At 74.9% G+C, this 22,551-nt stretch carries 21 protein-coding genes; 8 read left to right on the top strand and 13 right to left on the bottom strand.

Features of this window, described 5'->3' with window-relative positions; all coding sequences use genetic code 11:
• The coding region (locus MY526_RS17260; protein ID WP_436704687.1) for a DUF222 domain-containing protein at positions 1-324 on the bottom strand (324 nt) is incomplete at its 3' end.
• Positions 325-520: 196 nt separating this feature from the next.
• Between MY526_RS17260 and MY526_RS17265 the strand changes: the two genes are divergently transcribed.
• Positions 521-1,552 carry a potassium channel family protein gene (locus MY526_RS17265; protein WP_436704689.1) on the top strand — a complete coding sequence of 344 codons (1,032 nt, stop codon included), beginning with the start codon at positions 521-523 and terminating at the stop codon, positions 1,550-1,552.
• A 1-nt stretch (position 1,553) separates the two neighbouring features.
• Here the strand turns inward: MY526_RS17265 and MY526_RS17270 are convergent, their stop codons facing one another.
• Genes MY526_RS17270 through MY526_RS17280 form a run of 3 tightly spaced genes read right to left on the bottom strand, consistent with a single transcriptional unit; the run spans position 1,554 to position 3,475 of the window.
• The gene (locus MY526_RS17270) at positions 1,554-2,060 is read right to left on the bottom strand and encodes a mycothiol transferase (RefSeq protein WP_436704690.1); all 507 of its coding nucleotides are present in this window, start codon (positions 2,058-2,060) and stop codon (positions 1,554-1,556) included.
• 15 nt (positions 2,061-2,075) lie between these two features.
• Positions 2,076-2,204 (bottom strand): hypothetical protein, encoded by a 129-nt coding sequence (locus MY526_RS17275; RefSeq protein WP_436693974.1) that lies wholly within the window; start codon positions 2,202-2,204, stop codon positions 2,076-2,078.
• A 56-nt stretch (positions 2,205-2,260) separates the two neighbouring features.
• Positions 2,261-3,475 carry a serine/threonine-protein kinase gene (locus MY526_RS17280; protein ID WP_436693975.1) on the bottom strand — a complete coding sequence of 405 codons (1,215 nt, stop codon included), beginning with the start codon at positions 3,473-3,475 and terminating at the stop codon, positions 2,261-2,263.
• 187 nt (positions 3,476-3,662) lie between these two features.
• Here MY526_RS17280 and MY526_RS17285 point away from each other — a divergent pair, with 187 nt between their 5' ends.
• Entirely contained in the window at positions 3,663-4,172 is a 510-nt protein-coding gene (locus tag MY526_RS17285) for a universal stress protein (protein ID WP_436693976.1), read from the top strand.
• Between the two features lie 6 nt (positions 4,173-4,178).
• On the opposite strand, the gene MY526_RS17290 is transcribed toward MY526_RS17285, so the two are convergent.
• Together MY526_RS17290 and MY526_RS17295 are read right to left on the bottom strand one after the other, a co-directional pair.
• Positions 4,179-4,679, bottom strand: coding sequence for a DUF2505 domain-containing protein (locus tag MY526_RS17290; RefSeq protein ID WP_436693977.1), 501 nt, complete (start codon positions 4,677-4,679; stop codon positions 4,179-4,181).
• A 64-nt stretch (positions 4,680-4,743) separates the two neighbouring features.
• A complete protein-coding gene (locus MY526_RS17295) occupies positions 4,744-5,445 on the bottom strand; it encodes a hypothetical protein (protein ID WP_436693978.1) in 702 nt (233 codons plus the stop codon).
• Between the two features lie 153 nt (positions 5,446-5,598).
• Between MY526_RS17295 and MY526_RS17300 the strand changes: the two genes are divergently transcribed.
• Positions 5,599-7,575: a sensor histidine kinase gene (locus tag MY526_RS17300; protein ID WP_436693979.1), complete on the top strand. Its 1,977-nt coding sequence runs from the start codon at positions 5,599-5,601 to the stop codon at positions 7,573-7,575.
• Positions 7,572-8,237, top strand: a complete 666-nt coding sequence (locus tag MY526_RS17305; RefSeq protein WP_436693980.1) for a response regulator — start codon at positions 7,572-7,574, stop codon at positions 8,235-8,237. Before MY526_RS17300 ends, MY526_RS17305 begins: the two co-directional genes overlap by 4 nt.
• 45 nt (positions 8,238-8,282) lie before the next feature.
• On the opposite strand, the gene MY526_RS17310 is transcribed toward MY526_RS17305, so the two are convergent.
• From MY526_RS17310 to MY526_RS17320, 3 genes are all read right to left on the bottom strand, one after another.
• Positions 8,283-8,711 carry a hypothetical protein gene (locus MY526_RS17310; protein ID WP_436693981.1) on the bottom strand — a complete coding sequence of 143 codons (429 nt, stop codon included), beginning with the start codon at positions 8,709-8,711 and terminating at the stop codon, positions 8,283-8,285.
• The gene (locus MY526_RS17315) at positions 8,701-8,892 is read right to left on the bottom strand and encodes a helix-turn-helix transcriptional regulator (protein WP_436693982.1); all 192 of its coding nucleotides are present in this window, start codon (positions 8,890-8,892) and stop codon (positions 8,701-8,703) included. Before MY526_RS17315 ends, MY526_RS17310 begins: the two co-directional genes overlap by 11 nt.
• Before the next feature lie 109 nt (positions 8,893-9,001).
• Entirely contained in the window at positions 9,002-9,232 is a 231-nt protein-coding gene (locus tag MY526_RS17320; RefSeq protein WP_436693983.1) for a hypothetical protein, read from the bottom strand.
• 412 nt (positions 9,233-9,644) lie between these two features.
• Between MY526_RS17320 and MY526_RS17325 the strand changes: the two genes are divergently transcribed.
• The gene (locus tag MY526_RS17325) at positions 9,645-12,221 is read left to right on the top strand and encodes a LuxR C-terminal-related transcriptional regulator (protein WP_436704691.1); all 2,577 of its coding nucleotides are present in this window, start codon (positions 9,645-9,647) and stop codon (positions 12,219-12,221) included.
• A gap of 109 nt (positions 12,222-12,330) precedes the next feature.
• Here MY526_RS17325 and MY526_RS17330 read toward each other — a convergent pair whose 3' ends face one another.
• Positions 12,331-13,740 (bottom strand): MFS transporter, encoded by a 1,410-nt coding sequence (locus MY526_RS17330; RefSeq protein WP_436704692.1) that lies wholly within the window; start codon positions 13,738-13,740, stop codon positions 12,331-12,333.
• Positions 13,741-13,918: 178 nt separating this feature from the next.
• Positions 13,919-15,766, bottom strand: coding sequence for a glycoside hydrolase family 15 protein (locus MY526_RS17335; RefSeq protein WP_436693986.1), 1,848 nt, complete (start codon positions 15,764-15,766; stop codon positions 13,919-13,921).
• 289 nt (positions 15,767-16,055) lie between these two features.
• Between MY526_RS17335 and MY526_RS17340 the strand changes: the two genes are divergently transcribed.
• Positions 16,056-17,342 (top strand): MFS transporter, encoded by a 1,287-nt coding sequence (locus tag MY526_RS17340; protein WP_436693987.1) that lies wholly within the window; start codon positions 16,056-16,058, stop codon positions 17,340-17,342.
• Between the two features lie 55 nt (positions 17,343-17,397).
• On the opposite strand, the gene MY526_RS17345 is transcribed toward MY526_RS17340, so the two are convergent.
• Both MY526_RS17345 and MY526_RS17350 read right to left on the bottom strand, forming a co-directional pair.
• Complete coding sequence (locus MY526_RS17345; RefSeq protein WP_436693988.1) at positions 17,398-17,889, bottom strand: hypothetical protein; 492 nt, start codon at positions 17,887-17,889, stop codon at positions 17,398-17,400.
• Positions 17,890-17,952: 63 nt separating this feature from the next.
• Entirely contained in the window at positions 17,953-19,938 is a 1,986-nt protein-coding gene (locus MY526_RS17350) for an alpha/beta-hydrolase family protein (RefSeq protein WP_436704693.1), read from the bottom strand.
• 105 nt (positions 19,939-20,043) lie between these two features.
• Between MY526_RS17350 and MY526_RS17355 the strand changes: the two genes are divergently transcribed.
• Entirely contained in the window at positions 20,044-21,774 is a 1,731-nt protein-coding gene (locus tag MY526_RS17355) for an alpha/beta hydrolase (RefSeq protein WP_436704694.1), read from the top strand.
• Positions 21,775-21,807: 33 nt separating this feature from the next.
• Positions 21,808-22,524 (top strand): CPBP family intramembrane glutamic endopeptidase, encoded by a 717-nt coding sequence (locus MY526_RS17360; protein ID WP_436693991.1) that lies wholly within the window; start codon positions 21,808-21,810, stop codon positions 22,522-22,524.
• Positions 22,525-22,551: the final 27 nt, after the last annotated feature.

Below are 22,551 nucleotides of genomic sequence, written 5' to 3' on the forward strand. Positions count from 1 at the left end.
GACCTGGTCGGCGGTGATCTGTCCGGCGGCGAACCCGGCGGCCAGGGCCGGCAGGTGCTCCAGCGCCCGGCCGTTGCCGACCACCCGCCGGACCGCGGCCGGGGACAGCCGGGCGTGCCCGCGCAGCCAGGACGGCATCGTCGTCAGCCCGTCGGACTCGGCGGCGCCGGCCAGCTCGCACTGCCGCACGGTGCGGGTGATCTCGGCGGCCAGCCGGTTCTCCGCGACCAGCAACCCGCGCAGCCGGTCCAGCAGCGCCGGCCCGAACAACGAGTCCAGCTCGTCGTCGGCCAGCCCGTCCAGCGCGACCGCCAACTCACCCATGTGCGCCTCCCACCGCGCTTCGATCAGGCGTTCGGAGTCTACCGCGGCACGCGCCAGCGGTCGGAGCGAATCCCCAGGTCAGCGGGCTGTCCACAGATCCAGCGGTGGCCTTGTGTCGAGCCCGGTCACGACGCTCCCGCGACCGACGTCGACGCCCGTCCGCTACGTTGCCCCGGGTCGCCGTCGGGGAGGTCGGGTGCCGTTCTTCATCGTGCGGGTCGTGCGGCTGCTGCGGCTGCGGCTGCGCGGCTGGCGGTTGCCGCTGGCGGTCGCCGTCTTCGTCTTCCTCAGCAGCTGGCTGGCGATGGCGTTGCTGGAGCCGGCCGGCAGCGGCATCGCCGAACCCGGCACCTACTGGTGGTACTTCGTCGTCACGTCGGCGACGGTCGGCTACGGCGACTTCTTCCCGGCGACGCCCGCCGGCCGGCTCGTCGGGGTCTACGTCATCGTCGGCGGCATCGTCACGCTCACCCTGCTCTTCACCTCGCTGGCCGCCGCCCTGCAGTCGGTGAAGGGCAAGAGACTGAGGGGGCTGGTCACGCTGGACCTCGCCGACCACGTCGTCCTGCTCGGCTACTCGCCCGGCCGCACCGCGCGGATCATCGGCGAACTGGCCGCCGAGCAGGACGTCCAGGTGGTGCTCTGCGCCTGGGACGAGGTCGCCGAGGACCCGCTGCCCGAGCTGCCCGACGTCCACTTCGTGCGCGGCGACCTCTCGTCGGAGGACGTCATGGTCCGCGCGGCGGTCGCCCGCGCGCGGACGGCGGTCGTCGACGTCCGCGACGACAACGAGGCCCTGGCCGTGGCGCTGGCGGTCGCCCACGCCAACCCGCGGATCCACCTGGTCGTCGCGCTGCGCGACCTCGGCCGGCTGGGCACGCTGCGCTACGTCCACCCGGAGGTGCAGGCGGTGCAGTGGCACATGCCGTACCTGCTCACCGAGGAGGCCAACGACCCCGGGATCGCGCAGGTCTACAACGACCTCATGACCAGCGGCGGGCACGGCAACACCTACTCGACCCGCGTGCCGGCCGGCTTCCCGCACGCCACGTTCGGCGACTGCCAGACCTGGTTCGGCCGGACCTTCGGTGCCACGGTGCTCGCGTTGCGCACCGAGGATGGGCTGGAGGTCAGCCCGGGCTGGGACGCGCCGGTCCCCGAGGGCGCGACGCTGTACTACGTCGCCGGACGGCGGATCGAGCCCGCCCAGCTCGGTCGAGGTCGCTGACTCACGCGCCGAGGAGCCCGCGCACGTAGCCGGCCTGCCCGAGGTGCTGCAGGTCGTCGGAGAGCACGCTGACCAGCCGGACGCCGAGGGTCACCGGCGGGTCCCAGCGCTCGTCGACCACCCGGTCCAGGTCGTCGTCGGACAGGCCCCGCAGGAACTCCGCCGTCCGGGCGTGCACGGCCTCGGAGTAGCCCAGCAGCAGCTCGGCCGAGGGCACCCGGACCGCGGCGACCTCCTCGCCGCTCATGCCGTACCCGGTCGCCGAGGTCGCGACCGGCAGGCCGAACCGGCCGGCCCAGCCGTCGGCCGTCCACACCTGCTCGGTGCCGGCGGCGTCGGCCACGTGGTCGTCCTGCACGCGCAGCAGGTGCCAGGCCAGCCAGCCGACGGGGTTGGCGTCCGGCCCCACCCGCCGGGCCAGGTCGTCGGCGGTCAGCCCCTCGACCGTGCTGCGGAAGGTCTCGGCGACCTGGCCGTAGGCGTACAGGAGGAGGTCCCGGCTCTGCACGGCGGCCCGCCCCGCTCAGGAGGGGGAACCGGGGCGGTCGGCCTCCGGCTCGCTCTGCGCCTCGAGGTCATCGGCCTGTTCGGGCGTCTGCTGCTCGAGCGCGATGTCGCGCGGCTGCGGCTGCTCGGGCTCCGGTGTCGTCATGCCGCGAGCGTGCCGCAGATGGGGCGCGCCCGCCGCTCGTCGCTCTCGGCCGGCCCTCACAGCCAGCCGAGGAGGAAGGCGGCGAGGGCCACCAGGCCGCCGATGGCGGCGATGGTCAGCAGTACCGCCAGCAGCACGGGGACGACGACCCAGCGGCGCTTGAACCGGCGGCGGTACGGGGTCGCCTCCACTACCCGCTGCGGAGGGTGCTCGGGCGCGGCCGGACGGGCGTCGACGGCCTCGGGGGAGCGGCGGTCGCGCCGCCGGTCGCGGAGGTGACGGGCCTGCTCGCGGGCGACCGAGCCGAGCGCCGACGCCGATGCCGACGCCAGCGCCCGGAGGTCCGCGGCGTCGAACCGGGCCACCCGGCTGCCGTCGTCGGTGGTCCGTGGGGCTGCCTTGGCGTCCCGGGTCGGCGGCGACCACGCCGGCGCGACGCCGGCGCCGGCCAGGGCCTGCTCGAGGTACCCGCGGGCCTGGTCGGCGGTCATCCGGGCGGCCGGGTCCTTGGTCAGCAGCCCGCGCAGCACGGGCTCGAGCGGTCCGGCACGCTCCATCGGCGCCGGCTCGTCGGAGACCACGGCCAGCAGCGTGGCCATCGGCTCGCCGCGGGAGAACGCGAGCCGGCCCTCCACCGCGGTGTAGAGGGTGGCGCCCAGCGACCACAGGTCCACCGGAGGCTGCGGCTGCTCGCCGTTGGCGCGCTCCGGGGCCATGTACGACGGTGATCCGATGATGGCGCCGGTCGTCGTGATCGTCGGGTCGCCGGTCGCGGTCGCGATCCCGAAGTCGGTGAGGCAGGCCCGGCCGTCCGGGGAGACGAGGACGTTGGCCGGCTTGACGTCGCGGTGCACGATCCCGGCCCGGTGTGCGGCCTCCAGGCCGGCGAGCACGTCGAGGGCGATCCGCGCCACCGCGGACCAGGGCAGCGGACCCTGCTGGTCGACGATCTGCTGCAGGCTGCAGGACTCGACGTGCTCCATGATCAGCCACGGCCGGCCGTCCTCCTCCACCACGTCGTAGACGGCCGTGACGCAGGGGTGGTCGAGGCGGGCAGCGGTGCGGGCCTCGCGCAGCGTGCGCTCGCGCAGCACCCGGCGCTCCTGCTCGGACAGGTGCAGCGCGAAGGTGACCTCCTTGACCGCGACCGGCCGCTGCAGCTTCTCGTCGGTGGCCAGCCACACGACGCCCATGCCGCCGCGGCCGAGGACCTGGCGCAGGGCGTAGCGACCACCGACCAGGCGGTCTGCTGCTGTGGGCTCCGCGGCCATGGGCGGACGGTACGCCGGAGCGCGGGCCGATGCCGCCCTGAGCGGGCCGCCGTCGCCGCCCGGGCGAGCCCGGCTGCGCGACGAAGGTCCCTGTCCGACCGCCGTCGGCCCGCGCATGCTCGGGGCTGTGCCGACCGGTCGTGGGGCACGGGCGCCCCGGGGGCGCCGGCGGCCGAGGAGGCGGGTCATGGCCGAGCGGGACGGGACGACGGGCTCCCGCATCGTGGTGGGTGTGGACGGTTCCGACGGTGCGCGGGCGGCCCTGCGGTTCGCCGTGGAGGACGCCGCCCGCCGCGGCGTGCCGGTCGAGGCGGTCACCGCCTACCGGCCGCCGGGTGCCTGGATGGACTTCTACGCGGTGGGCGAGTTCCAGCCGGACCAGCTCCGCGTGGCCGCGGAGGAGCAGGCGCGGGCGTTCGTCGCCGACGTGGTGCCGGAGCAGGCCGCCCAGGTGCGCGTCACGGCGGTGATGGGCGCGCCCGCCGAGGCCCTGCTGCGCGCCTCGACCGGCGCGGACCTGCTGGTCGTGGGCAGCCGCGGCCACGGCGGGTTCTCCAGCATGCTGCTGGGCTCGGTGAGCATGCAGTGCGCGCTGCACGCGCCGTGCCCGGTGACCGTGGTGCACTCGCCGCAGGCCCACCGGCACCGGCTGCACCTGCGCCGGGAGGCGGCGGCCCAGCGAGCCCCGGTCGGCTGACCCGGGCTACGAGGGGTCGCCGAGCCAGCGGCGCAGCACCTCGTCCTCGCGGCGCAGCACCACCAGGACGAGCTGGCGGACGGCGGCCTCCGCGTGCCGGCCGATCAGCGGTGCGTCCACCTCCGCCTCGCCGGTCACCGTCGAGCGGGTGCCGCCCTCGACGGGGGTGAGCCGCCGCTCGCCCCGGACCACCGCCGTCCGCCCGAAGACCTCCGCGCCGACGTGGACCACGCCGTGGTGCCCGCTGTCGCCGTCCGGCGTCCAGCTCCGCCGGTCGACGACGGCCAGCTCGCGCCCGACGAAGCGGGTGAACGCCGCGGGGATGCCGGTGGTCGGGACGAGCAGCCGCAGCGTCGTCTGCGGCCCGCCGTCCACCTCGGCGGTCTCCACGCTCTGCAGCTCGGCCTGGAGCGCTGCGGCGTAGTCGTGGAGGAACCCCTCGTCGGTGAGGACGGCGAGCACGTCGTCCGGGCCGGCGGTGAAGGTGACGGTGTGGTCGATGGGCACGCCGCATCCTCCTCCGCGGAGGCGCTCCCCGCCCGTCGGGGCCGGGAGCACCTCCGCCGCCCGATCAGGCGCGGACGGCGGCGCGCACCACCGGCAGCAGGGCCCCGAGCTGGACGGCGCAGCCGAGCACCGCGACCCACGCCGTGAACTCGCCGCTGGAGAGCACGAAGCCGGCCAGGTACGCCGGCCCGGCCCACACCGTCACGTCGCGCCGGGCGCGGACCAGCGCGGCCGTCGCCACGAGCGTGCCGAGCACGGCCATGAGGACCAGCGGGCCCAGCACGAGGAACGGAGCGCCGTCCTGGACGGCGGTCCACGTCGCGACGGCGTCGGGACCGCCCCGCTCGGCGAGGACGATCGCGATCAACCGCATCCCGGCGAACCCACCGCCGCCGACGGCGCCGAGCGCCAAGAGCGCGGCGGCGGCACCGGAGAGCCACGGTGCCCGCGCGCGGCCGGCCAGGGCGATCGACGCCGCCACGGCCAGGCCGGCCGCCATCCCGAGCAGGTACACGACGACCGACAGCGTCGACCGGGTCGAGGTCTCCGCCAGGCCGGCCAGCCAGGTCGCCGCCTCGTCGCGGGGGAGGCCGGCCGACGACAGCAGGAACTGACCGGCCAGCGCGACCGGCGCCACCAGCGCTGCGCCTGCCAGCAGGCGCCGGCGCGGGTGCGGCGGGGTTGCCTCCGACGCCGAGGAGTCGGTCGCGGGGGCGGTGGCCTGCGGGGCGACGAGACCGGTGCCGAGTCGGGTCGTGGTGTGCATGTCGGGTCCTCCAGGGATCGGGGCCGGCGGGGTCGCCGGACGGGGACGACCGTCGCGGGGGCGCCGTCCCGCCGGCATCTGCCGGCTGTCCCTCCCTCGGGCGGGTGCCGTGTCCCTGCCCTCCGGGACATCGGCGCTGCCACCATGTCGCCCGTGATCACCGCCCGGACCCTTCCCGCCGTGCTCGCCGCGGGGCTCGCGGTCGCGTGCGCCCTGGCCGCGGTGGTGCTCGCGGTGACCCGGGCGGCCGAGCCGGATGTCGCGGCGCTGGTCTGGGGCGTCGTCGGTGCGACCGGGTTCGGCGGGCTGGGCGCGGTCGTCGCGAGCCGGCGGCCGCGCCTGGCGGCCGGGTGGCTGATGCTGCTCGTCGGGCTGGCCGGCGGCGGGGTGTCCCTCGCGGCGACGGTCGCCGCCGTGCTGTTGCCCGGTGACCCGTCCTCGCCGCTCGGGTCCCTGGCGTTCTGGGTGTCGACCTGGCTGTGGGTGCCGGCCTACGTGCCCGTGCCGACCCTGCTGCTGCAGCTGCTGCCGGACGGCCGGCTGCCCGGGGCGCGGTGGCGGGTCGCGCTCGCCGTGGCCGTCGTCGCGAACGTCCTGGCCCCGGTGGCCTGGGCGGTCACGCCGTACGGCGAGCAGGACCAGCCGGTGCCGGCCGCCTACGGCGGGGTCACGAACCCGGTCGGTATCGAGGGCGCGTGGTCGGTCGTCGGGGCCTCGCTGCTGCTCGTCGTCGTCAGCGCCGTCCTCGGCGTCGCCTCGCTCGTCGTCCGGTTGCGGCGCAGCGCCGGCCGCGAGCGCGAGCAGGTGCTGTGGGTGCTGGCCGGCGCGCTGGGCACGGTGCTGCTGCTGGTCCTGGCCTGGGTGGTGCCGGCCGCGCAGACGCTGCTCATCGCCGCCGCGCTCCTGCCGCTGCCGGCGGCGGTCACCTGGGCGGTGGTGCGGGTCCGGCTGTGGGACGTCGACGCCGCGCTGGGCCGCACGCTGGTCTACCTGACGATGAGCCTGCTGGCCCTCGCGCTGTACGGCGGGCTGCTGGTGCTCGCCAGCTCCGTCCTCGGCCGGCTGACCGGGCGGTCGGACCTGCTGGTCTTCGCCCTGGCCGCGGTGCTCGTGCAGCCGGCGCGGGACGGGCTGGAGCGGGCGGTGAACCGGTTGCTCTACGGCGACGTGCTCGAGCCGGAGGTCGCCGTCGGCCAGCTGGGGCGGCGGGTGGACTCGGCCGCCTCGCCGTCGGAGGTGCTGCCCGGCGTGGTGGAGGTGCTGGCGCGGACGCTGCGCTTGAGGCACGTCGCGCTGCGGCTGCCCGGGCGGGCCGCGGTGACCGTCGGGTCGCCGTCGTCCCGCACCGAGACCGTGCCGCTCGTGCACCAGGGCCGTGCGGTGGGGGAGCTGGACCTGGAGCTGCCCGCCGGTGGCCTCGGCCCCCGGCTGCGCTCGCTGCTCGACGAGCTCGTCCGGCAGACGGCGCAGGCGGCGCACGCCGTCCTGCTCTCGGAGGAGCTGCAGCGCTCCCGCGAGTCCATCGTGACCTCGCGCGAGGAGGAGCGCCGCCGGCTGCGGCACGACCTGCACGACGACCTCGGCCCGGGTCTCGCCGCCACGGCCATGCAGCTGGAGGCGGCCGCGGAGCTGGTGGGCAGCGAGCCGGCCCGGGCGGCGGCGATGCTGGACTCGGCGGCGGAGTACCTGCGGGGCAGCGTGGCGGAGGTGCGGCGGATCGTCGACGACCTCCAGCCGGCGGCGCTGGGCGACCTCGGGCTCGTGGGTGCCGTGCGGGCGCACGCTGCGCGGCTGGGGGACGGCGGCATCGACGTGACCGTCGACGTGCCCGAGGAGCCGGGTCCGCTGCCGGCCGCCGTGGAGGTGGCAGCCTTCCGGATCATGGGGGAGGCGCTGACCAACGTGGCCCGGCACGCGCAGGCCTCGCGGGTGCGGGCCACCATCCACCACCGGGACGGAGCGCTGCACCTGACCGTGGTGGACGACGGGGTCGGCGTCCGGCCGGGCGCGGCGACGGGGGTGGGCCTCGGGTCGATGCACCAACGGGCGGCAGAGCTCGGCGGGAGCTGCGTGGTCAGCGGAGGCCGGGGGACCACCGTGCGGGCGACGCTGCCGACGGGGACGTCGTGACGGCATCGCGCACCGTCCTCGTCGTCGACGACCACCCGATGTTCCGCGCCGGGCTGGCCGCGCTGGTCGACTCGCTTGACTGGGCGACGGTGGTGGCCGAGGCCGAGGACGCCGTCGAGGCGGTGGACCTCGCCCGGGAGCACCGGCCGGACATCGTCCTGATGGACCTGCACCTGCCGTCGGGCAACGGCCTGGACGCCACCGCGCGGATCACCGGCGAGCTGCCCGGGACCGCGGTGCTGGTGCTGACGATGGTGGAGAACGAGGACGCCGTCGCCGCGGCCCTGCGCGCCGGCGCGCGGGGCTACCTGGTGAAGGGGGCCAGCCGGGCGCAGATCTCCCGGGCACTGGAGGCGGTGGCCGACGGGGAGACCATCCTCGGCCGCGGCGTGGGCGCGGCGCTGTCCCGGCTGCCGGCGGCCCGGCACGCGCTCGACGCCTTCCCCGGTCTCTCCGACCGGGAGCGCGAGGTGCTGGACCTGGTCGCGACGGGGCTGACCAACGGGCAGATCGCCGGCCGGCTGTTCCTCTCGGAGAAGACGGTGCGCAACGTCGTCTCGACCCTGTTCGCCAAGCTGCAGGTCGCCAACCGCGCCGAGGCCGTGGCCCGCGCCCGCGACGCCGGCCTCGGCGGAGCGGCTCCGGGACTCGGCACGAACTGACCCTGCCGTCGGCCCGGCTGGCACGGACCGGAGCCGCTGCGGGGGTCAGCTCCGCCGGCTGATGACGGCGAACGCGACCGCCCCGACTCCGACCTCCGCGACGAGCAGCAGGGCGATCACCATCTCCACGGCGGCGCCGAACCCGATCGCGATGGCCGCGACACTGGTGAGCGGGAAGGCGAGGATGCCCAGGACGGCCAGGGCGCGGGTGAGCAGGTCGTCGTCCCGCTCGTCGCCGGTCTGGGTCCACGCCCGCTCGAACGTCGTGGCGCGTCCCGGGCGCCTGCTCACGCGCCACGCCATGACGGCGGCGCCGACCAGTCCGATCCCGGCACCCTGCAGCATCCCCACGCCCATGTTGCCCGGCCCGTACTCCCGGAGCAGCAGGCCGGTGGCGATCACCAGCGCCAGGGCCGCCAGGACGCCGCCGAGAGCGAGGGTCGTCCGAGTGGCGGTGCGTCGGTCAGCCGACATGGAAGATCTCCTCGACGGTGCGGTGGAAGTGGCGGGCGATGGCGATGGCCAGGGGGAGAGAAGGGTCGTACCGGCCGGTCTCGATGGAGTTGACCGTCTGCCGGGAGACGTCCAGCGACTGCGCCAGCTCGCGCTGGGAGAGCCCGGCGGCCAGGCGCAGCTCGCGGACGTCGTTCCTCACGGACACCTCAGGAGGTCAAGCGTGCTTGTCACGACAAGGATGCTTGACACCGCCCATGGATGTCAAGGGTCCTTGTCGGCCGCCGGCCGCCGGCGTGCCTCCCCGTCGATCAGCGGGTCGGCGCGTCGTCCGCGGCCGACCGCACCGCCCGTTGCCGCGCGGCGTGGCGGTACTCCAGGAGGGCGTTGAGGTCGGCCTCCGCCCGCCTCCGGGAGTCGAGGAGTTCCCGGTCGCTCATCCTCCTGCACGGACGCCGGGCCGCGCGCAGCTCGGCGAGGGCACGGACGATGAGGGAGTCCAGGACGACGAAGCGGTCCGAGGGGGACGCGATGGTCGTCATGGCGTACCTCCGGCTGGTCGTCCGGGCCGCGGAACGGGTCGGAGCGGACGCCCTGTGACGTCCCCGGACGTGGCGAGCGTGGATCCCGTGCCGGGAGCTGGTCATCGTCCGCGATGGACGACGGGTGCGCCGTCGTCCGCCCGCCACCGTCAGGCTGGGCCGTCTCGGGACCTTCGACCCTGAGAGACCGCCGGGGACGGGACGACCCTGGGGCACCGAGCGATCACACATCTGTCGGGCGCCGGAGCGATCGGGCCAGGTCGGGTGACGAGGACCAGCACCTGGAGGACGGGTAATGACCAGGTCGTCGAGTGCCCGAGCGAACACCCCGGGCGCGAGTTCGCCGGCCGGCCGGAGCGGCGTCGCACTGTTCCCGTCCAAACTGGCACCTCCGGAACTGGCGCACGCGACCGTGCTGCGGCCGCGCCTGATGGGACTGCTGTCGCGCGCGGTGGAGCGGTCCCCGGTCACGTTGCTCAGCGGGCCCGCGGGCTCCGGGAAGACCGTGCTGGCGACCTGCTGGCGACAGGCGCAGGGGCACGCCCGGCCGGTTGCCTGGCTCACGCTGGACGACTACGACGACGACCCCGCGACGTTCTGGAGCTACGTGGTCGAGGTGCTGGCCGGCGCCGGTGTCCGGTGCAGCGACCTCCCCGCGCTCGTGCCCGGGGAGGCGCCGCCGAGCTGGTTCCTGCCGAGGCTCGCCGCGCACCTGGCCGGGCAGCCGCGGCCGGTGGTGCTCGTCGTCGACAACGCCGACCACATCACCGACCGGTCGATCACCAGCGGTCTGGACAGCCTCGTCCGTCACGGAGGACGGGGGCTGCGGCTGGTGCTGTGCGCTCGCGCCGACCCCCTCCTGCCCCTCCACCAGTACCGGCTGGCCGAGACCATCTCCGAGATCCGCTGTCATGAGCTGGCGTTCACGCCGGACGAGACCCGTGACCTGCTCACCGCCCTGGGCGTGCCGGTGTCGCCGGAGGTCGCCCGGGCGCTGTGCGCGGAGACGCAGGGGTGGGCGGTGGGCCTGCGGCTGGCTGCCGCTCCGCTGAAGCAGGGTGCGTCACCGGAGCACCTGGTGACCCGGATGGCGCAGGACGACGGGAGCGTGGCCCAGTACCTGTTCGAGGAGGTGCTGCAGCGGCAGCCGGCGACCGTCCGGCGGTTCCTGCTGCGGATCAGCGTGACCGGGGAACTCTGGCCGGACCTGGTCGACCGGCTCTGCGGGCGGCCGATCGGTGGGCGCGTCCTCGCCGGGCTCGCCCGCGCCAATGCCTTCGTCGAGCAGTTCCCCGCCGCGCCCGGCGGGTTCCGGATCCACCCGCTGTTCCGCAACATGCTGCAGGCCCAGCTGGCCTGGGACCACCCGGGTGAGGTCGCCGGCCTGCACCGGACCTGTGCCGCCTGGTACGCGGAAGCGGGGCGGTCCGCAGAGGCCGTCGTGCACGCGGCCGCCGCGGAGGACTGGAACTCGGTCACGCGCCTGCTGATCGACGACCTGGTCGTCATGCGCCTGCTGGCGCACGGCACGGATCCCGCGCTGCGTGGACTCCAGACAGAGCTGGCCCGGCTCCCCGGTCCCGAGGCCGCCGTCCTCCGCACCGCCGCCGCGCTCGGCGGCCGGCACGTGCCGGCACCCGCCGATCTCGTCGAGGCAGCGAGCGCGCGTGGAGCGGAGCAGCGTCTGACCCTGCGCGCGTCGGCCACGCTCGCCTGCCTGGCGGCCGACGCCGCCGCGGGCGCCGACCCCGTCGCGCTGCTCGCCGGAGCCGACGCCGCGGCCCTCCTGGCGGCCGACCTGCCCCACGAGGACCGGCGCGAGTGGCGCGAGTACGCGGCGGTGATCGGCGCACTGCGTGCCGTGGCGGGCCTCGGGACCGACGCACCGGTCGCACACGTCCTCACCGGGCTGCGCGGCGCCGCGGCAGCCGCCCAGTCGGTGGGCTCCCGCCGCCTGCGCAGCCTCGCGCTCGCCCATCTCGCTGTCCTGGAGGCGCTCGCGGGACACCTGACCCGGGCGGTGCACGCCGCGAACGAGGCCGAGGAGCTCGGGCGCGAGGAGGGCAGGGAGGACGCCCAGCTGGAGCCGGCCGCGGCGGCGGCGCTCGCGTGGGTCCACCTGCGCCGCTACGCCCTCGGTGATGCGCGGGAGTGGGTGGGCCGGGCGCGGGTGCGCGGGCGGGACCGGGTCGACACCCCCGCGGCGACGGTGACGGCACCGCTGCTGGCCGTGCTGCAGAGCCAGCTGTCCCGGAACCGGCACGAGTACGACTCCGCGGAGCAGGGTCTGGCGCCCCACTTCCGCGGACCGCGCCTGCCACCGTGGGTGGCCGAGCAGGTGGTCACGGAGGTGGTCCGGCTCGCGATCGCCCGGGGGCACGTCGGCGAGGGGTTGGCGATCCTGCGGGACGAGAGCAGCGGCGAGCCGTGGAGCCGGCGCCTGCGAACCACGGTGGGACTCGTCACCGGGGACCCGGCAGTGCGCGCCGCGGCGTCCGAGGACGAGCCCTCGGGAACTCCGGCGGCGGCGGTGGAGACCGTCGTCGTCCGGGCGTGCCAGCTCCTGGAGGCCGGCCGGGTGCCCGCCGCGGCGGAGGAACTCGCCGCGGCTCTGGACCTGGCCCGGCCGGAGCTGCAGCGCTGGCCCTTCCTCGACTCCCCGCCCCAGGCCCGGCGTCTGTTGCGCACGCACCCCCGGCTGCAGGAGCCCGCCGCGTGGCTGAGCCCGTCGTCGACCGCGCAGCCGATGCCTGGCGGGCACCGTCCCGTGGCGGGTCCTCCCGTGCCGGAGGTGATCCAGGACCTCAGCGAGAAGGAGATGGAGGTCCTCCGGCACCTCGGGCAGATGCTGTCCACAGCGGAGATCGCGGCCACGATGTTCATCTCGGTGAACACCGTGCGCACGCACATCCGCAGCATCCTGCGCAAGCTCGCGGTCAGCCGGCGGAACCAGGCGGTCCGGCGGGCGCGCGAGCGCGGCATCCTGTGACCTGACCGCGCCGCTCGTCCCTCGCAGCGGACCTCCGCCTCCCCCACGGAGCGCCCGGCCGGCCGTGCCGTGGGCGCGAGCGACCCGGGCTGTGGGGGTGTCGGTCGGGTCAGGTGGCCGGGACCCGGCGCGGTGCGCGCGGGAGCAGCAGCGCGGCGACCCACCCGACCAGGGCGAAGCAGCCGACGACCAGGATGGCGGTGAGGAACGGCGGGTTGCCGCCGGCCGTCGCCGCCACGAGGACCGAGCCGGCGATGGCCACACCCAACGACGAGCCCAGGTTCGACACGCTCCGCGAGACCCCGGAGATGTCGCCCTGGACCTCCTCCGGCCAGGCCGACTGCACGACGTTCACCGACGCGGTGAGCATGGCGCCGATGCCGAAGCCCATGAGGAACAGGCCGGGCGCGAAGGTCCAGACGGCCGAGTCCTGCCGGGAGAGGGCGAGGAGCAGGGCCAGGCCGACGACGGTCAGGGTGAACCCGCCCCGGATCAGCAGCCGCTGCGGGTGCCGGCTGGCCATCCGCTGCGCCATCGCGGACGCCAGCAGGACCCCGACGGTGGCCGGTACCAGCATGAGCCCCGTCTGGATCGCCGAGTAGCCGCGCTCCTGCTGCAGGAAGACCGAGATCACGAAGAACGAGCCCTGCATCACCAGCCACTGCACGGTCTGCGTCACGAGGCCCAGGTTCGACGTCCGGTTCCGGAACAGCCGGACGGAGACCAGCGGTGTGCGGCCACCGCGCTCCCGGGCCCGCGCGTGCACGAAGAAGCCCGCCAGGACGAGCACGCCCAGGGCGACGTAGAGCCACACCCGGGACAGCCCCCAGCCGTAGGTGTTCGTCTGGAGGACGCCGAAGACGACGAGGAAGAGCCCGGCCGCCGACAGCACCGCGCCGAGGACGTCGAAGCGCGGCCGCTCGGCCGGCAGCGGTGGGTCGTCGATCCGCCGCGCCAGGAACACGATCAGGGCCACCACGACCACCTGGAGCAGGAACGAGGCCCGCCAACCGACGGAGCTGGTGATGAGGCCCCCGATCAGTGGTCCCGCCGCGGCGCCGAGCCCCGCGGCCCCGCTGACGACGCCGAACCACTTGGCCCGGGTCTTCAGGTCGTCGAAGAACACCGTCACGAGGATGTAGATCGGCGGGATCAGCAGCGCCGAGCCGACGCCCTCGAGCAGTGAGTAGCCGACGGTCAGCAGGGCCAGCCCCGGTGCCAGGGCGGCCAGGAGTGCACCCGCCCCGTAGATGAGCAGGCCCAGGATGAAGCAGTACTTGCGGCCCCAGATGTCGGTGAGCTTGCTCCCCGGGATCATCAGGGCGGCCATCGTCAGAGTGAACAGCGTGATGGTGGTCTGGATCCCCGCGACGTCGGTGTCCAGGTCGTCGGCGATCGTGCTGATCGCCACGTTCATGTTCGAGGCGGCATAGCTGGCGATGAACTGGGCCAGGGCGAGCGGCAGGATGACCGATCCCGCCGAGGCCACGCCCCTGGATCCGGCCACGGTCCTCGTCATGGTGTGTCCTCCTGGCGTCGGCCGGCGCGCACGATCGCGCCGGCCGCCGCGGTCATCCGTGCGCTCGCGACGGCCGGGCGGGTCCGTGTCATGGCTCCTCGACGGGGGCGACGGCCACCCGGCGTCGGCGGCGTTCGTCCCGTCGGGTACCACCCGACGGGACGAACGCCGCGATGGGTCAGCCAGGGCGGTGCCCGTCGAGAGCCGCGTCCAGGGTGACGGCGGCGTCGATGAGGGCCAGGTGCGTGAACGCCTGCGGGAAGTTGCCGATCTGCTCCCCGGTGAGGGCGATCTCCTCGGAGTACAGACCGACGTGGTTGCCGTAGGTCAGCATCTTCTCGAAGGCGTTCCGGGCCTCGTCCAGCCGCCCGGCGCGGGTGAGGGCGTCCACGTACGCGAACGTGCACAGTGAGAACGTGCCCTCCGAGCCGCGCAGCCCGTCCGGTGAGGCATCGGGGTCGTAGCGGTAGACCAGGCTGTCGGTGACCAGTTCACTGTCCATCGCCGTCAGGGTCGACAGCCACAGCGGGTCCCGCCCGTCGACGAAGCCGACGGTCGGCATGCGCAGCAGCGCCGAGTCGAGCACGTCGGTGTTGTAGTGCTGCACGAACGCCCTGCGGGTGGAGTGGAACCCCCGGTCGAGGACCTGCCGGTAGATCTGGTCCCGCTCCTCCCGCCAGCGGTCCACGGCCGCCGGCCGGCCGTGTTCCGTGGCCATCCGGATCCCGCGGTCGAAGGCCACCCAGCACATGACCCGCCCGTAGGTGAACGGCTCACGACCGCCGCGGGTCTCCCAGATGCCCTCCTCCGGCTGGTCCCAGTTGTCGGCGAGCCAGTCCAGCACCCGGGCGGTCGCCGTCCACCCCTGGTGGGGGAGGGGGAGCCCGGCCCGGACACCGGCGTAGATGCTGTCGATGGCCTCGCCGTAGATGTCCAGCTGCAGTTGCTCCGCCGCGCCGTTGCCGATGCGCACCGGTGCCGAACCCCGGTACCCGCGCCAGTGGTCCAGCACGTCCTCCTTGAGGTCGGAGGAGCCGTCGATCCGGTACATGATGTTGAGCGGCCCGCTGTCGCTGCTGAGCCGCTCGCGGATCCGGTCCCCGAGCCAGGCCCCGAAGCGCGCCGCCTCGTCGGTCATCCCGAGCTTGAGCAGCGCGTGCACCGAGAACGAGGCGTCGCGCACCCACGTGTACCGGTAGTCCCAGTTGCGCTCGCCGCCGATCTGCTCGGGCAGGCCGGCGGTCGGTGCGGCCACGAGACCGCCGGAGGGCGCATAGGTCATCAGCTTCAGGGTGATCGCCGACCGCTGGACGTCCTCCCGCCACCGCCCGGTGTAGGTGGACCGGCCGACCCAGGAGCGCCAGTAGGCGACGGTCGCGTCGAAGAGGGCCTGCACCTCGCTGAGGCGGATCTCACGGGGTGGCCCGTCGGCGGCGGACTCGAGGACCACCCCGCGCGTCTGTCCTGCCACCAGGCTGAGGGTGCCGTGCAGGTCGATGTCCTCGACCCGCACGTCGGCCAGCCGTTCGTCCTCGGGCTCCCGGACGATGTGCAGCGTGAGCCGCTGGCCGTTCGCCACGAACGTGACGCCCTGGTCCGTGGCCTCGAGTCGGTGCGGGTGCCGGCCGTAGTCGAACCGCGGTGCGACGTCGATCGCGAAGGTCATGCGGCCGCGCACGCACTGGACGATCCGGACGATCCGGTGCTGGTCGGTCGCGGTCGCGTCGGTCGGGGGCATGAAGTCGACGACCTGACCCAGGCCGTCGTCGGAGAAGAACCGGGTGACCAGGACGGCGGTGTCCGGCAGGTACATCTGCTTGGACGTGTAGGACGTCCCGGCCGGGTGGATGCGGAAGTGTCCGCCGAGCTCGTCGTCGAGCAGCGCACCGAAGACGCTGGGGGAGTCGAACCGTGGGCAGCAGAACCAGTCGATCGACCCGTCGGTCGTGACGAGTGCGGCGGTCTGCAGGTCACCGACGATGCCGTGGTCGGCGATCGCGGTCTCGCGTCGGACGGTCTCGGTCATGCCGGTGACCGTCGGTCACGGAGGTCGGCGGTACCTCATCCCCCGGGGGTGATCGACCGCAGTGCCCGTCGTGGAGGGCCGGCTGCCAGGACGTGTCCGAAACGGCCATGACAGTCGTCCGGTTCGGTACAGCACACTGGCGCCGACCTGGCAAGCTCGAGCCAGCCGCGTGGGGGTGGGCCCCCCTCCCGCGCCCCACGCGGCGTTCTCGACGGTGGACGACCCGGTCGACGGGGCCCCTGCCCTCATGGCATCGACTCGTGGCAGCGGACCGTCCACCATGGCCGTCGTGGCTTCTCCAGGCCTGGTCAGCGGCCAGGCGCCCTCGACCCGCGCTCGCCGGTTCTTCCCCTGGCTCGTCTTCACCCTCACCTTCGCCCTCCTGCTGTCGGACTACATGTCCCGGCAGGTCCTCTCGGCCGTCTTCCCCATCCTCAAGACCGAGTGGGCGCTGACCGACACCCAGCTCGGCGCGCTGACCGGCGTCGTCGCGATCACGGTCGGCATCCTCGCCGTACCGCTGTCGCTCCTCGCCGACCGCTGGGGCCGGGTCCGCGCGATCGTCCTGATGGCGGTCGTCTGGAGCCTGGCCACCGCCGCGTCCGCGGTATCGGCGGGCTACGGCGAGCTGATGCTGTCCCGCCTGTTCATCGGGGTCGGCGAGGCCGCCTACGGCAGCGTCGGCCTGGCCGTCGTCCTGAGCGTGTTCCCGGCCTACCGCCGGGCCTCGTTCACCGGCGCCTTCATGGCCGGCGGCTCGTTCGGCAGCGTCATCGGGGTCGCCCTGGGCGGCGCCCTCGCCGTCCGGTTCGGCTGGCGCTGGGCCTTCGGCGCCATGGCGATCCTCGGTCTCGTCCTCGTGGCGGTGTACCGGCTGCTCATCACCGAAGAGAAGCTCCGCCGCCACCGGGCCGCCGACGGCGACCCGTCGGCACCGACGGGCGGGCGGGCGCGGCTGCGCACGCTCGTCGACACCCCGGCGGTCCTCTGCGCCTACGTCGGCAGCGGGCTGCAGCTGTTCGTCGCCGGCACCTTGTTCGCCTGGCTGCCCAGCTACCTCAACCGCGCCTACGGCCTGCCGCCGGGCGAGGCGGCGGGGATCGCGGCCATCGCCATCCTGCTGATGGGCGTCGGCATGATCGTCTGCGGTGCCGTCACCGACCGGCTGAGCCGGCGGGTGCCGATCCGCACGTGGACGACGGCGATCGTCTACTCGGCCGCGTCGCTGCTCTTCCTCGGGCTGGGGTTCTCCCTCGACCCGGGCGGCGTGCAGCTGCTCCTGCTGGCCGTCGGCGTGTTCGTCGCCGCCGGCACCTCGGGGCCGGCCGGTGCGATGGTCGCGACCCTGACCGCGGAGTCCATCCGCGCCACCGCGCTCGGCACGCTGACGCTGGCGAACAACCTGCTCGGCCTCGCCGCGGGACCGGTGGTCACCGGCATCCTGGCCGACCGGGTCGGCCTGGTCGGCGCCATGCGCATCGTGCCGGTGGCGGCGGTCGGCGCGCTGGTCGCCCTGCTGGTCGGCCGTGCGGCCCATCCCGGGAGCCTCGCCCGGGTCGCGGAGCGGACCCCCTGACCGCGGCGACCGTCGTCGCGGTGCCCGGCCGGGGCGACCGCGACGGGGACCACGGTCAGTGGACCAGGGCCTTGAGGGCGATCAGCCCGGCTCCGATCAGGGCCACGACGGCACCCTTGAGCAGCGCCTGGTGGGGCGCCGAGCCGGCGAAGCGCGCCGCCCAGTACCCGTAGAAGCCGATCAGGCCGAGCCCCGTCCACTTCGCGACGGTGAACGCGGCGTCGACGTCGAACAGCCCCAAGGCGGCGAGCAGGAAGAACACGGCGGGGAAGGCGACTCCGAAGCCGACCGCCACCGCGTCCTCGGCCATGTGCCCGACCTGCCTGCGGGTGACCGGCCGGCGGGTCCTCGTCTCGGTGCCCACCACCTCGCTGTAGACCTCCGCCAGCCCCACCGCCAGGGCCGTCCCGACCAGCCAGACCGCCATGACCCACGGCTTCGGGGGGTGGCTCTCGATCGCCACGACGAGGGCCAGCCCGATGATCGAGCCGTAGACCACCCTGCCGACCTGCCGGGACCCGAGGTGCTGTTCGAGGCTCACCCGCATGCGTCGCAGCCTCCCCGGGCCGGCCCGGCGGGACACCGTCCGCCGCGGAGGATGTGGGGACGGTCAACCGACGGCGCCCGGGACGACGGCGAACAGCCGCTCCCGCACGGTCTCGCGCACCTGGAGGGTCTCCTCGATGCGGAGCAGCTGCTCCGGGGACGCGGGGAGCCCGAACACGTCGCTGAGGAAGCGGGGCAGGTCCGCGCGGTAGTCGTGCTGCCACGCCCCGAAGGCCCCCGACGTCTGCGCGTTCTTCATGTCGATGAGGCTCTGGAAGAACGTCGTCACCGGCCGCCACCGCATGGCCGGGGGGATGCCGCGGGGGCTCCCGGCGGCGACCGGCTCCGGGCGCGGGCGTGAGGGGCCCAGCCAGTCCGGGGGGTACCAGAGCAGGTCCTGGCCGAACTTCGTCACACCGTCGTTGTCGTGGCTCACCAGGACGAAGCGCGGCGGGGAGCCGCGCTCCTCGCGGAGCGCGACGAACTGCTCGTGGTCGTTGACGACGGCGACGGCGTCGGCGTCGACGTCGAGGCGGTTGCCGCGGGTGACCTGGCGCATCCACCCGCTCCCGTACGGCGTCCCGATCCACAGCGCCCGGTCGATGCCCATGGCGTCGAGCCCCAGCGTTCCCCAGTGCAGGAACACGTCCTGGCTGGTGTGCGCGCCGAGGCTCTCGCCGAACACCGCGATGCGCGGGCGGGGGCCCGGCCGATCGCGGAGGCGCTGGAGGATCCGCAGCCACAGCAGCCGGTTCTGCTCCCGGGCCCCGGGCACCATGCCGAGGGACAGCGGCGACGGGCGGCGCGAGTACTGCAGGGCCACCGTGGCGACGTCACCGAGGGCGAGGTACTGGAGCGCGGCGACGGCGACGTAGTTGACGTACCCCGTGCCGGTCGGCGAGACCAGGACGAGCAGCGACCGGTCGAACGCGCCGGTCCGCTCCAGTTCGGCCATCGCGAGGTCCACCCGTGCACGCGGGGTCGGGGCGTTGTCCAGCCCGACGTACACCTGCACGGGTGCACCGCGGGCGGGCGTGCCCATGACGGTCTCGATCGACAGGTCCGGCACGCCGTCCGGGCGGGTCGCGAGCGGCTGCGGCCGCACGGATGCGAGGGCGTGCAGCCGGCCGTCGCGGCCCATCCCCGCCCAGGACACCAGACTGCCGGGGCCACCGCTGACCGTCGACGGCACCCATCTGTCGGCCTCGCCCGCCTCGATCACGGGCACGTCGGCCGCCGTCATCGCCTCGATCCGCCGCATCGCCCGGTGCCAGAGCGAGGTGGCGCCGGCCCCCAGCCCCACGAGGAAGCCCGCGTGGCCCGCCAGCCGCCAGAGCTCGGGCGGCCCGGGCAGCACCGCGGCCAGCCGGCGTGCCGCGAGGTCGGCGAGTGCGTGCTCGCCGTAGGCGACACCGGCCAGGCACCCGACGACCCCCGCCGCGACGCCGAGGGACGACAGCGGCGGCGGAGCTTCCGCCCCGTCGGTGGCCTCGGCGTGCTCCTCCGAGCGCAGCCGGTCCACGACGTAGGCGATGCCGAGGCCGACGGGCACCGCCAGCGGTACGGCGGCGAGGCGTCCGTGCAGCCGCAGGCGGTCGTCGAGCGCCTGCGCGCCGATCTCGGCTCCGCCGAGGAGCGCGCCGCCGAGGCCCGTGGCGCCGAGCCGCCACGCCGCCTGGCGGACGACCCCGCGGAGCGGGTCGTCGGGCCGCGGCGGGAACGCCTTGAGCGCCGCCAGCCCGAGAGGCACGGCCGCGGCGTCGACCGCGATCGTGGTGGCGCGCTGCCTGGACGGGGACGCCGCTCCGCCGACGAGGAACCGTGCCGTCGTCTCCAGCGCGTCCTGCGCCCCGGCCGTGAGCAGGTGGTGCAGACCCGTGGCCAGCCCGGTCACCAGGCCCTGGTCCACCGCACTGCGGTGGGAGAGCGACGGGGCGAACGTGCCGGGGGCCGTCGCCGCGGCCACGACCAGACCGACGTCGGCCGCGGTGCTCGTCCCGGGCAGACTCCCGCGGGCCGGCCGCACCGACCGTGATCGCGAACGTGGCATGACCGGATGGTGGGCCCCGCGCGGCGACCGCGGTTCATCCTGCCGGTAGGAGTCCGCTCCGCCGGAGGGCCCCTAGCGTCGGTGGTCCGACGAGCGGAGCGGGGCATGACGGCGGAACCGACGGCGAGGCCCATTCCTGCCAGGACGGTCGTCGGGCCCTCGTCCTCCCCGGAGGGGTCGGCGCCGGGCCGGGACCGTTCCCGCGGGTGGCGGAGGAGGCTGCCGCGCTACACCTGGAGCGGCACCCTCGGCGCACTCCTGTTCGGCTGCAGCTCGCTGTCGCCGTCGCTGCTGCCCCGGGGCTGGCTGCTGCAGGGGCTGATCGCCGGCATCACCGCGGCGATCGGCTACGGCGCAGGCGTCACCGTCGCGTGGTTCGTCGCAGAGGTCACGGAGAGCCGGGTCCCGGCCGGTGTCCGCCACCGTGCCTGGCAGGTGCTCGCCGTGGCCGGCACCCTGCTCTGCCTGGTCATGCTGTGGCTCGGCGCGGGCTGGCAGCGGGAGATCCACGAGCTGATGGGTCTGACGCCGCCCGAGGGCTACTCGTCGCTCGGCATCGTCGTCGTCGCCGTGCTCGTGTTCGCCGGCGTCGTCGCCATCGGCCGGGGCGTCCGGCGGCTGGCCCACTGGCTGGTCCGGGTGCTCGGTCGGGTCCTGCCGTCGCGGGTCGCCCGGCCCCTGGGCGTCATCGCGGTGACCGTCCTGGTCGTCTTCCTCCTGAACGGCGTGCTGTTCCAGGGGCTGGTGAGCGCGGCCAACTCGGCGTTCAGCGTCAAGGACGACGGCACGGAGGAGGGCGCGGTGGAGCCCGCGGCGCCCGAGCGGTCGGGGAGCCCGGACTCCCTGGTGCCGTGGGAGGACCTCGGCCTGCAGGGACGCAACTTCGTCGGCACGGGGCCGACGGTCGAGGAGCTCGCGGACTTCTCGGGCCGGCCGGCCCAGGTGCCGGTCCGCGCGTACGTCGGGCTGGCGTCGGCCGGGGACGTCGGGGATCGCGCCGCCCTCGCCGCCCGCGAACTCGAGCGGGCCGGCGGCTTCGACCGGGCCGTCCTCGTGGTGGTGACGACGACGGGGACCGGCTGGGTGGACCCGGCGGCGAGCGGGTCGCTGGAGTACGAGTTCAACGGCGACACCGCGATGGTGGCGATGCAGTACTCCTACCTGCCCAGCTGGCTGTCGTTCCTGGTCGACCAGGCCAAGGCGCGCGACGCCGGCCGCGCGCTGTTCGACGCGGTCTACGGCACCTGGTCGAGGTTGCCCGAGCGCAGCCGGCCGCAGCTGTACGTCTTCGGGGAGAGCCTCGGCACCTTCGGCGGGGAGGCCGCCTTCAGCGGACTCGCCGACATCCAGAACCGCACGAGTGGTGTGTTGTGGGCCGGGCCACCCAACTTCAACGAGCTGTGGCGCGGACTGGTCGCCGACCGCGAGGCCGGGTCCCCGGAGTGGCTGCCGGTCTACGACGACGGCCGCACGGTGCGGTTCGCCGACGAGGCGCCGGACCTCGGCAGCCCGCCGGGTCCCTGGGGCGAGCCGCGGGTCGTGTACCTGCAGAACGCCTCGGACCCGATCGTGTGGTGGTCGCCGCGGCTGATCCTGGGCCGGCCGGACTGGCTGCGCGGCGAACGGGGACCCGACGTCTCCGAGAGCACGGTGTGGCTGCCGTTCGTCACGTTCTGGCAGGTCACCGCGGACCTGGTGTTCTCGACCGGTGTGCCGGACGGGCACGGGCACAAGTACCAGGCCGACTACGTGGACGGCTGGGCGGACGTCGCACAGCCACCCGGCTGGACCGACGCCGACACCGACCGGCTGCGGCAGCTGCTCGGCGGGAACTGACCCGGTGGCGGGGGGACGCGCAGGAGGGCGCGCGTGACCACGTCCGCCGCCCGCCGGGCGCGCTACCGCGTCGTCTCCGGCGCCGTCGTGGTGGCGCTCGCGGCGATCAACGTCGTCGACCACCTGCTGCACCCGCCCTGGTGGGTCCGCGGGCTGGAGGGGGCCGCCCTCCTCGCCTGGGCGCGGTGGGAGGGGTTGACCTGGTCGCAGCTCGGGCTGGGCCGCGACCGCCTGGGGTCGGGGGCCCGGTGGGGACTGGGTGCGATCGCCGTCGTCGCGGGCGTCTACGTGGTGGGCCTGCTGCTGCCGGCCACCCGGCCGGCGTTCCAGGACGTCCGCTACGACCTGCCCGTCCCGGGGGCGCTGCACAAGGCGTTCGTCGTGATCCCGTTCGGCACCGTGGCGCTCGAGGAGCTCGCCTTCCGATCGGTCCTCTGGGGCGTGCTCGCGCGGCACCTGCGGCAGTGGCAGGTCCTGGTCACCACCTCGGCCCTCTTCGGGTTGTGGCACATCCTCCCGTCGCTGGGCCTGGGAGAGACCAACCGCGGCGTGTCCGACGCGGTCGGCGGCGCGGGGAGCGCCGTCGTCGTCGCGGGAACCGTCGCGTTCACCGCGATCGGCGGCCTGGTCTTCGGCGAGCTGCGCCGGCGCAGCGGCAGCGTCCTCGCCAGCGTCGCCGCGCACTGGGCCACGAACGCCCTCGGCGTCCTGTTCGGTCTGGTGGCCTGGCGGCTGGACCGGCAGGGCTGATCGGACGCCGTCATCCGGCACGGATGA

The sequence above is a fragment of the Geodermatophilus sp. CPCC 205761 genome (genome assembly GCF_051383655.1).
In the GTDB taxonomy this organism is placed as follows: Bacteria; Actinomycetota; Actinomycetes; order Mycobacteriales; family Geodermatophilaceae; genus Geodermatophilus.

Coding starts and splice junctions, on each gene's coding strand:
- MY526_RS17275 (WP_436693974.1), bottom strand. CDS start 2,204: ATGACGACACCGGAGCCCGAGCAGCCGCAGCCGCGCGACATCGCGCTC.
- MY526_RS17280 (WP_436693975.1), bottom strand. CDS start 3,475: ATGGCCGCGGAGCCCACAGCAGCAGACCGCCTGGTCGGTGGTCGCTAC.
- MY526_RS17285 (WP_436693976.1), top strand. CDS start 3,663: ATGGCCGAGCGGGACGGGACGACGGGCTCCCGCATCGTGGTGGGTGTG.
- MY526_RS17295 (WP_436693978.1), bottom strand. CDS start 5,445: ATGCACACCACGACCCGACTCGGCACCGGTCTCGTCGCCCCGCAGGCC.
- MY526_RS17310 (WP_436693981.1), bottom strand. CDS start 8,711: ATGTCGGCTGACCGACGCACCGCCACTCGGACGACCCTCGCTCTCGGC.
- MY526_RS17320 (WP_436693983.1), bottom strand. CDS start 9,232: ATGACGACCATCGCGTCCCCCTCGGACCGCTTCGTCGTCCTGGACTCC.
- MY526_RS17330 (WP_436704692.1), bottom strand. CDS start 13,740: ATGACGAGGACCGTGGCCGGATCCAGGGGCGTGGCCTCGGCGGGATCG.
- MY526_RS17335 (WP_436693986.1), bottom strand. CDS start 15,766: ATGACCGAGACCGTCCGACGCGAGACCGCGATCGCCGACCACGGCATC.
- MY526_RS17345 (WP_436693988.1), bottom strand. CDS start 17,889: ATGCGGGTGAGCCTCGAACAGCACCTCGGGTCCCGGCAGGTCGGCAGG.
- MY526_RS17350 (WP_436704693.1), bottom strand. CDS start 19,938: ATGCCACGTTCGCGATCACGGTCGGTGCGGCCGGCCCGCGGGAGTCTG.
- MY526_RS17355 (WP_436704694.1), top strand. CDS start 20,044: ATGACGGCGGAACCGACGGCGAGGCCCATTCCTGCCAGGACGGTCGTC.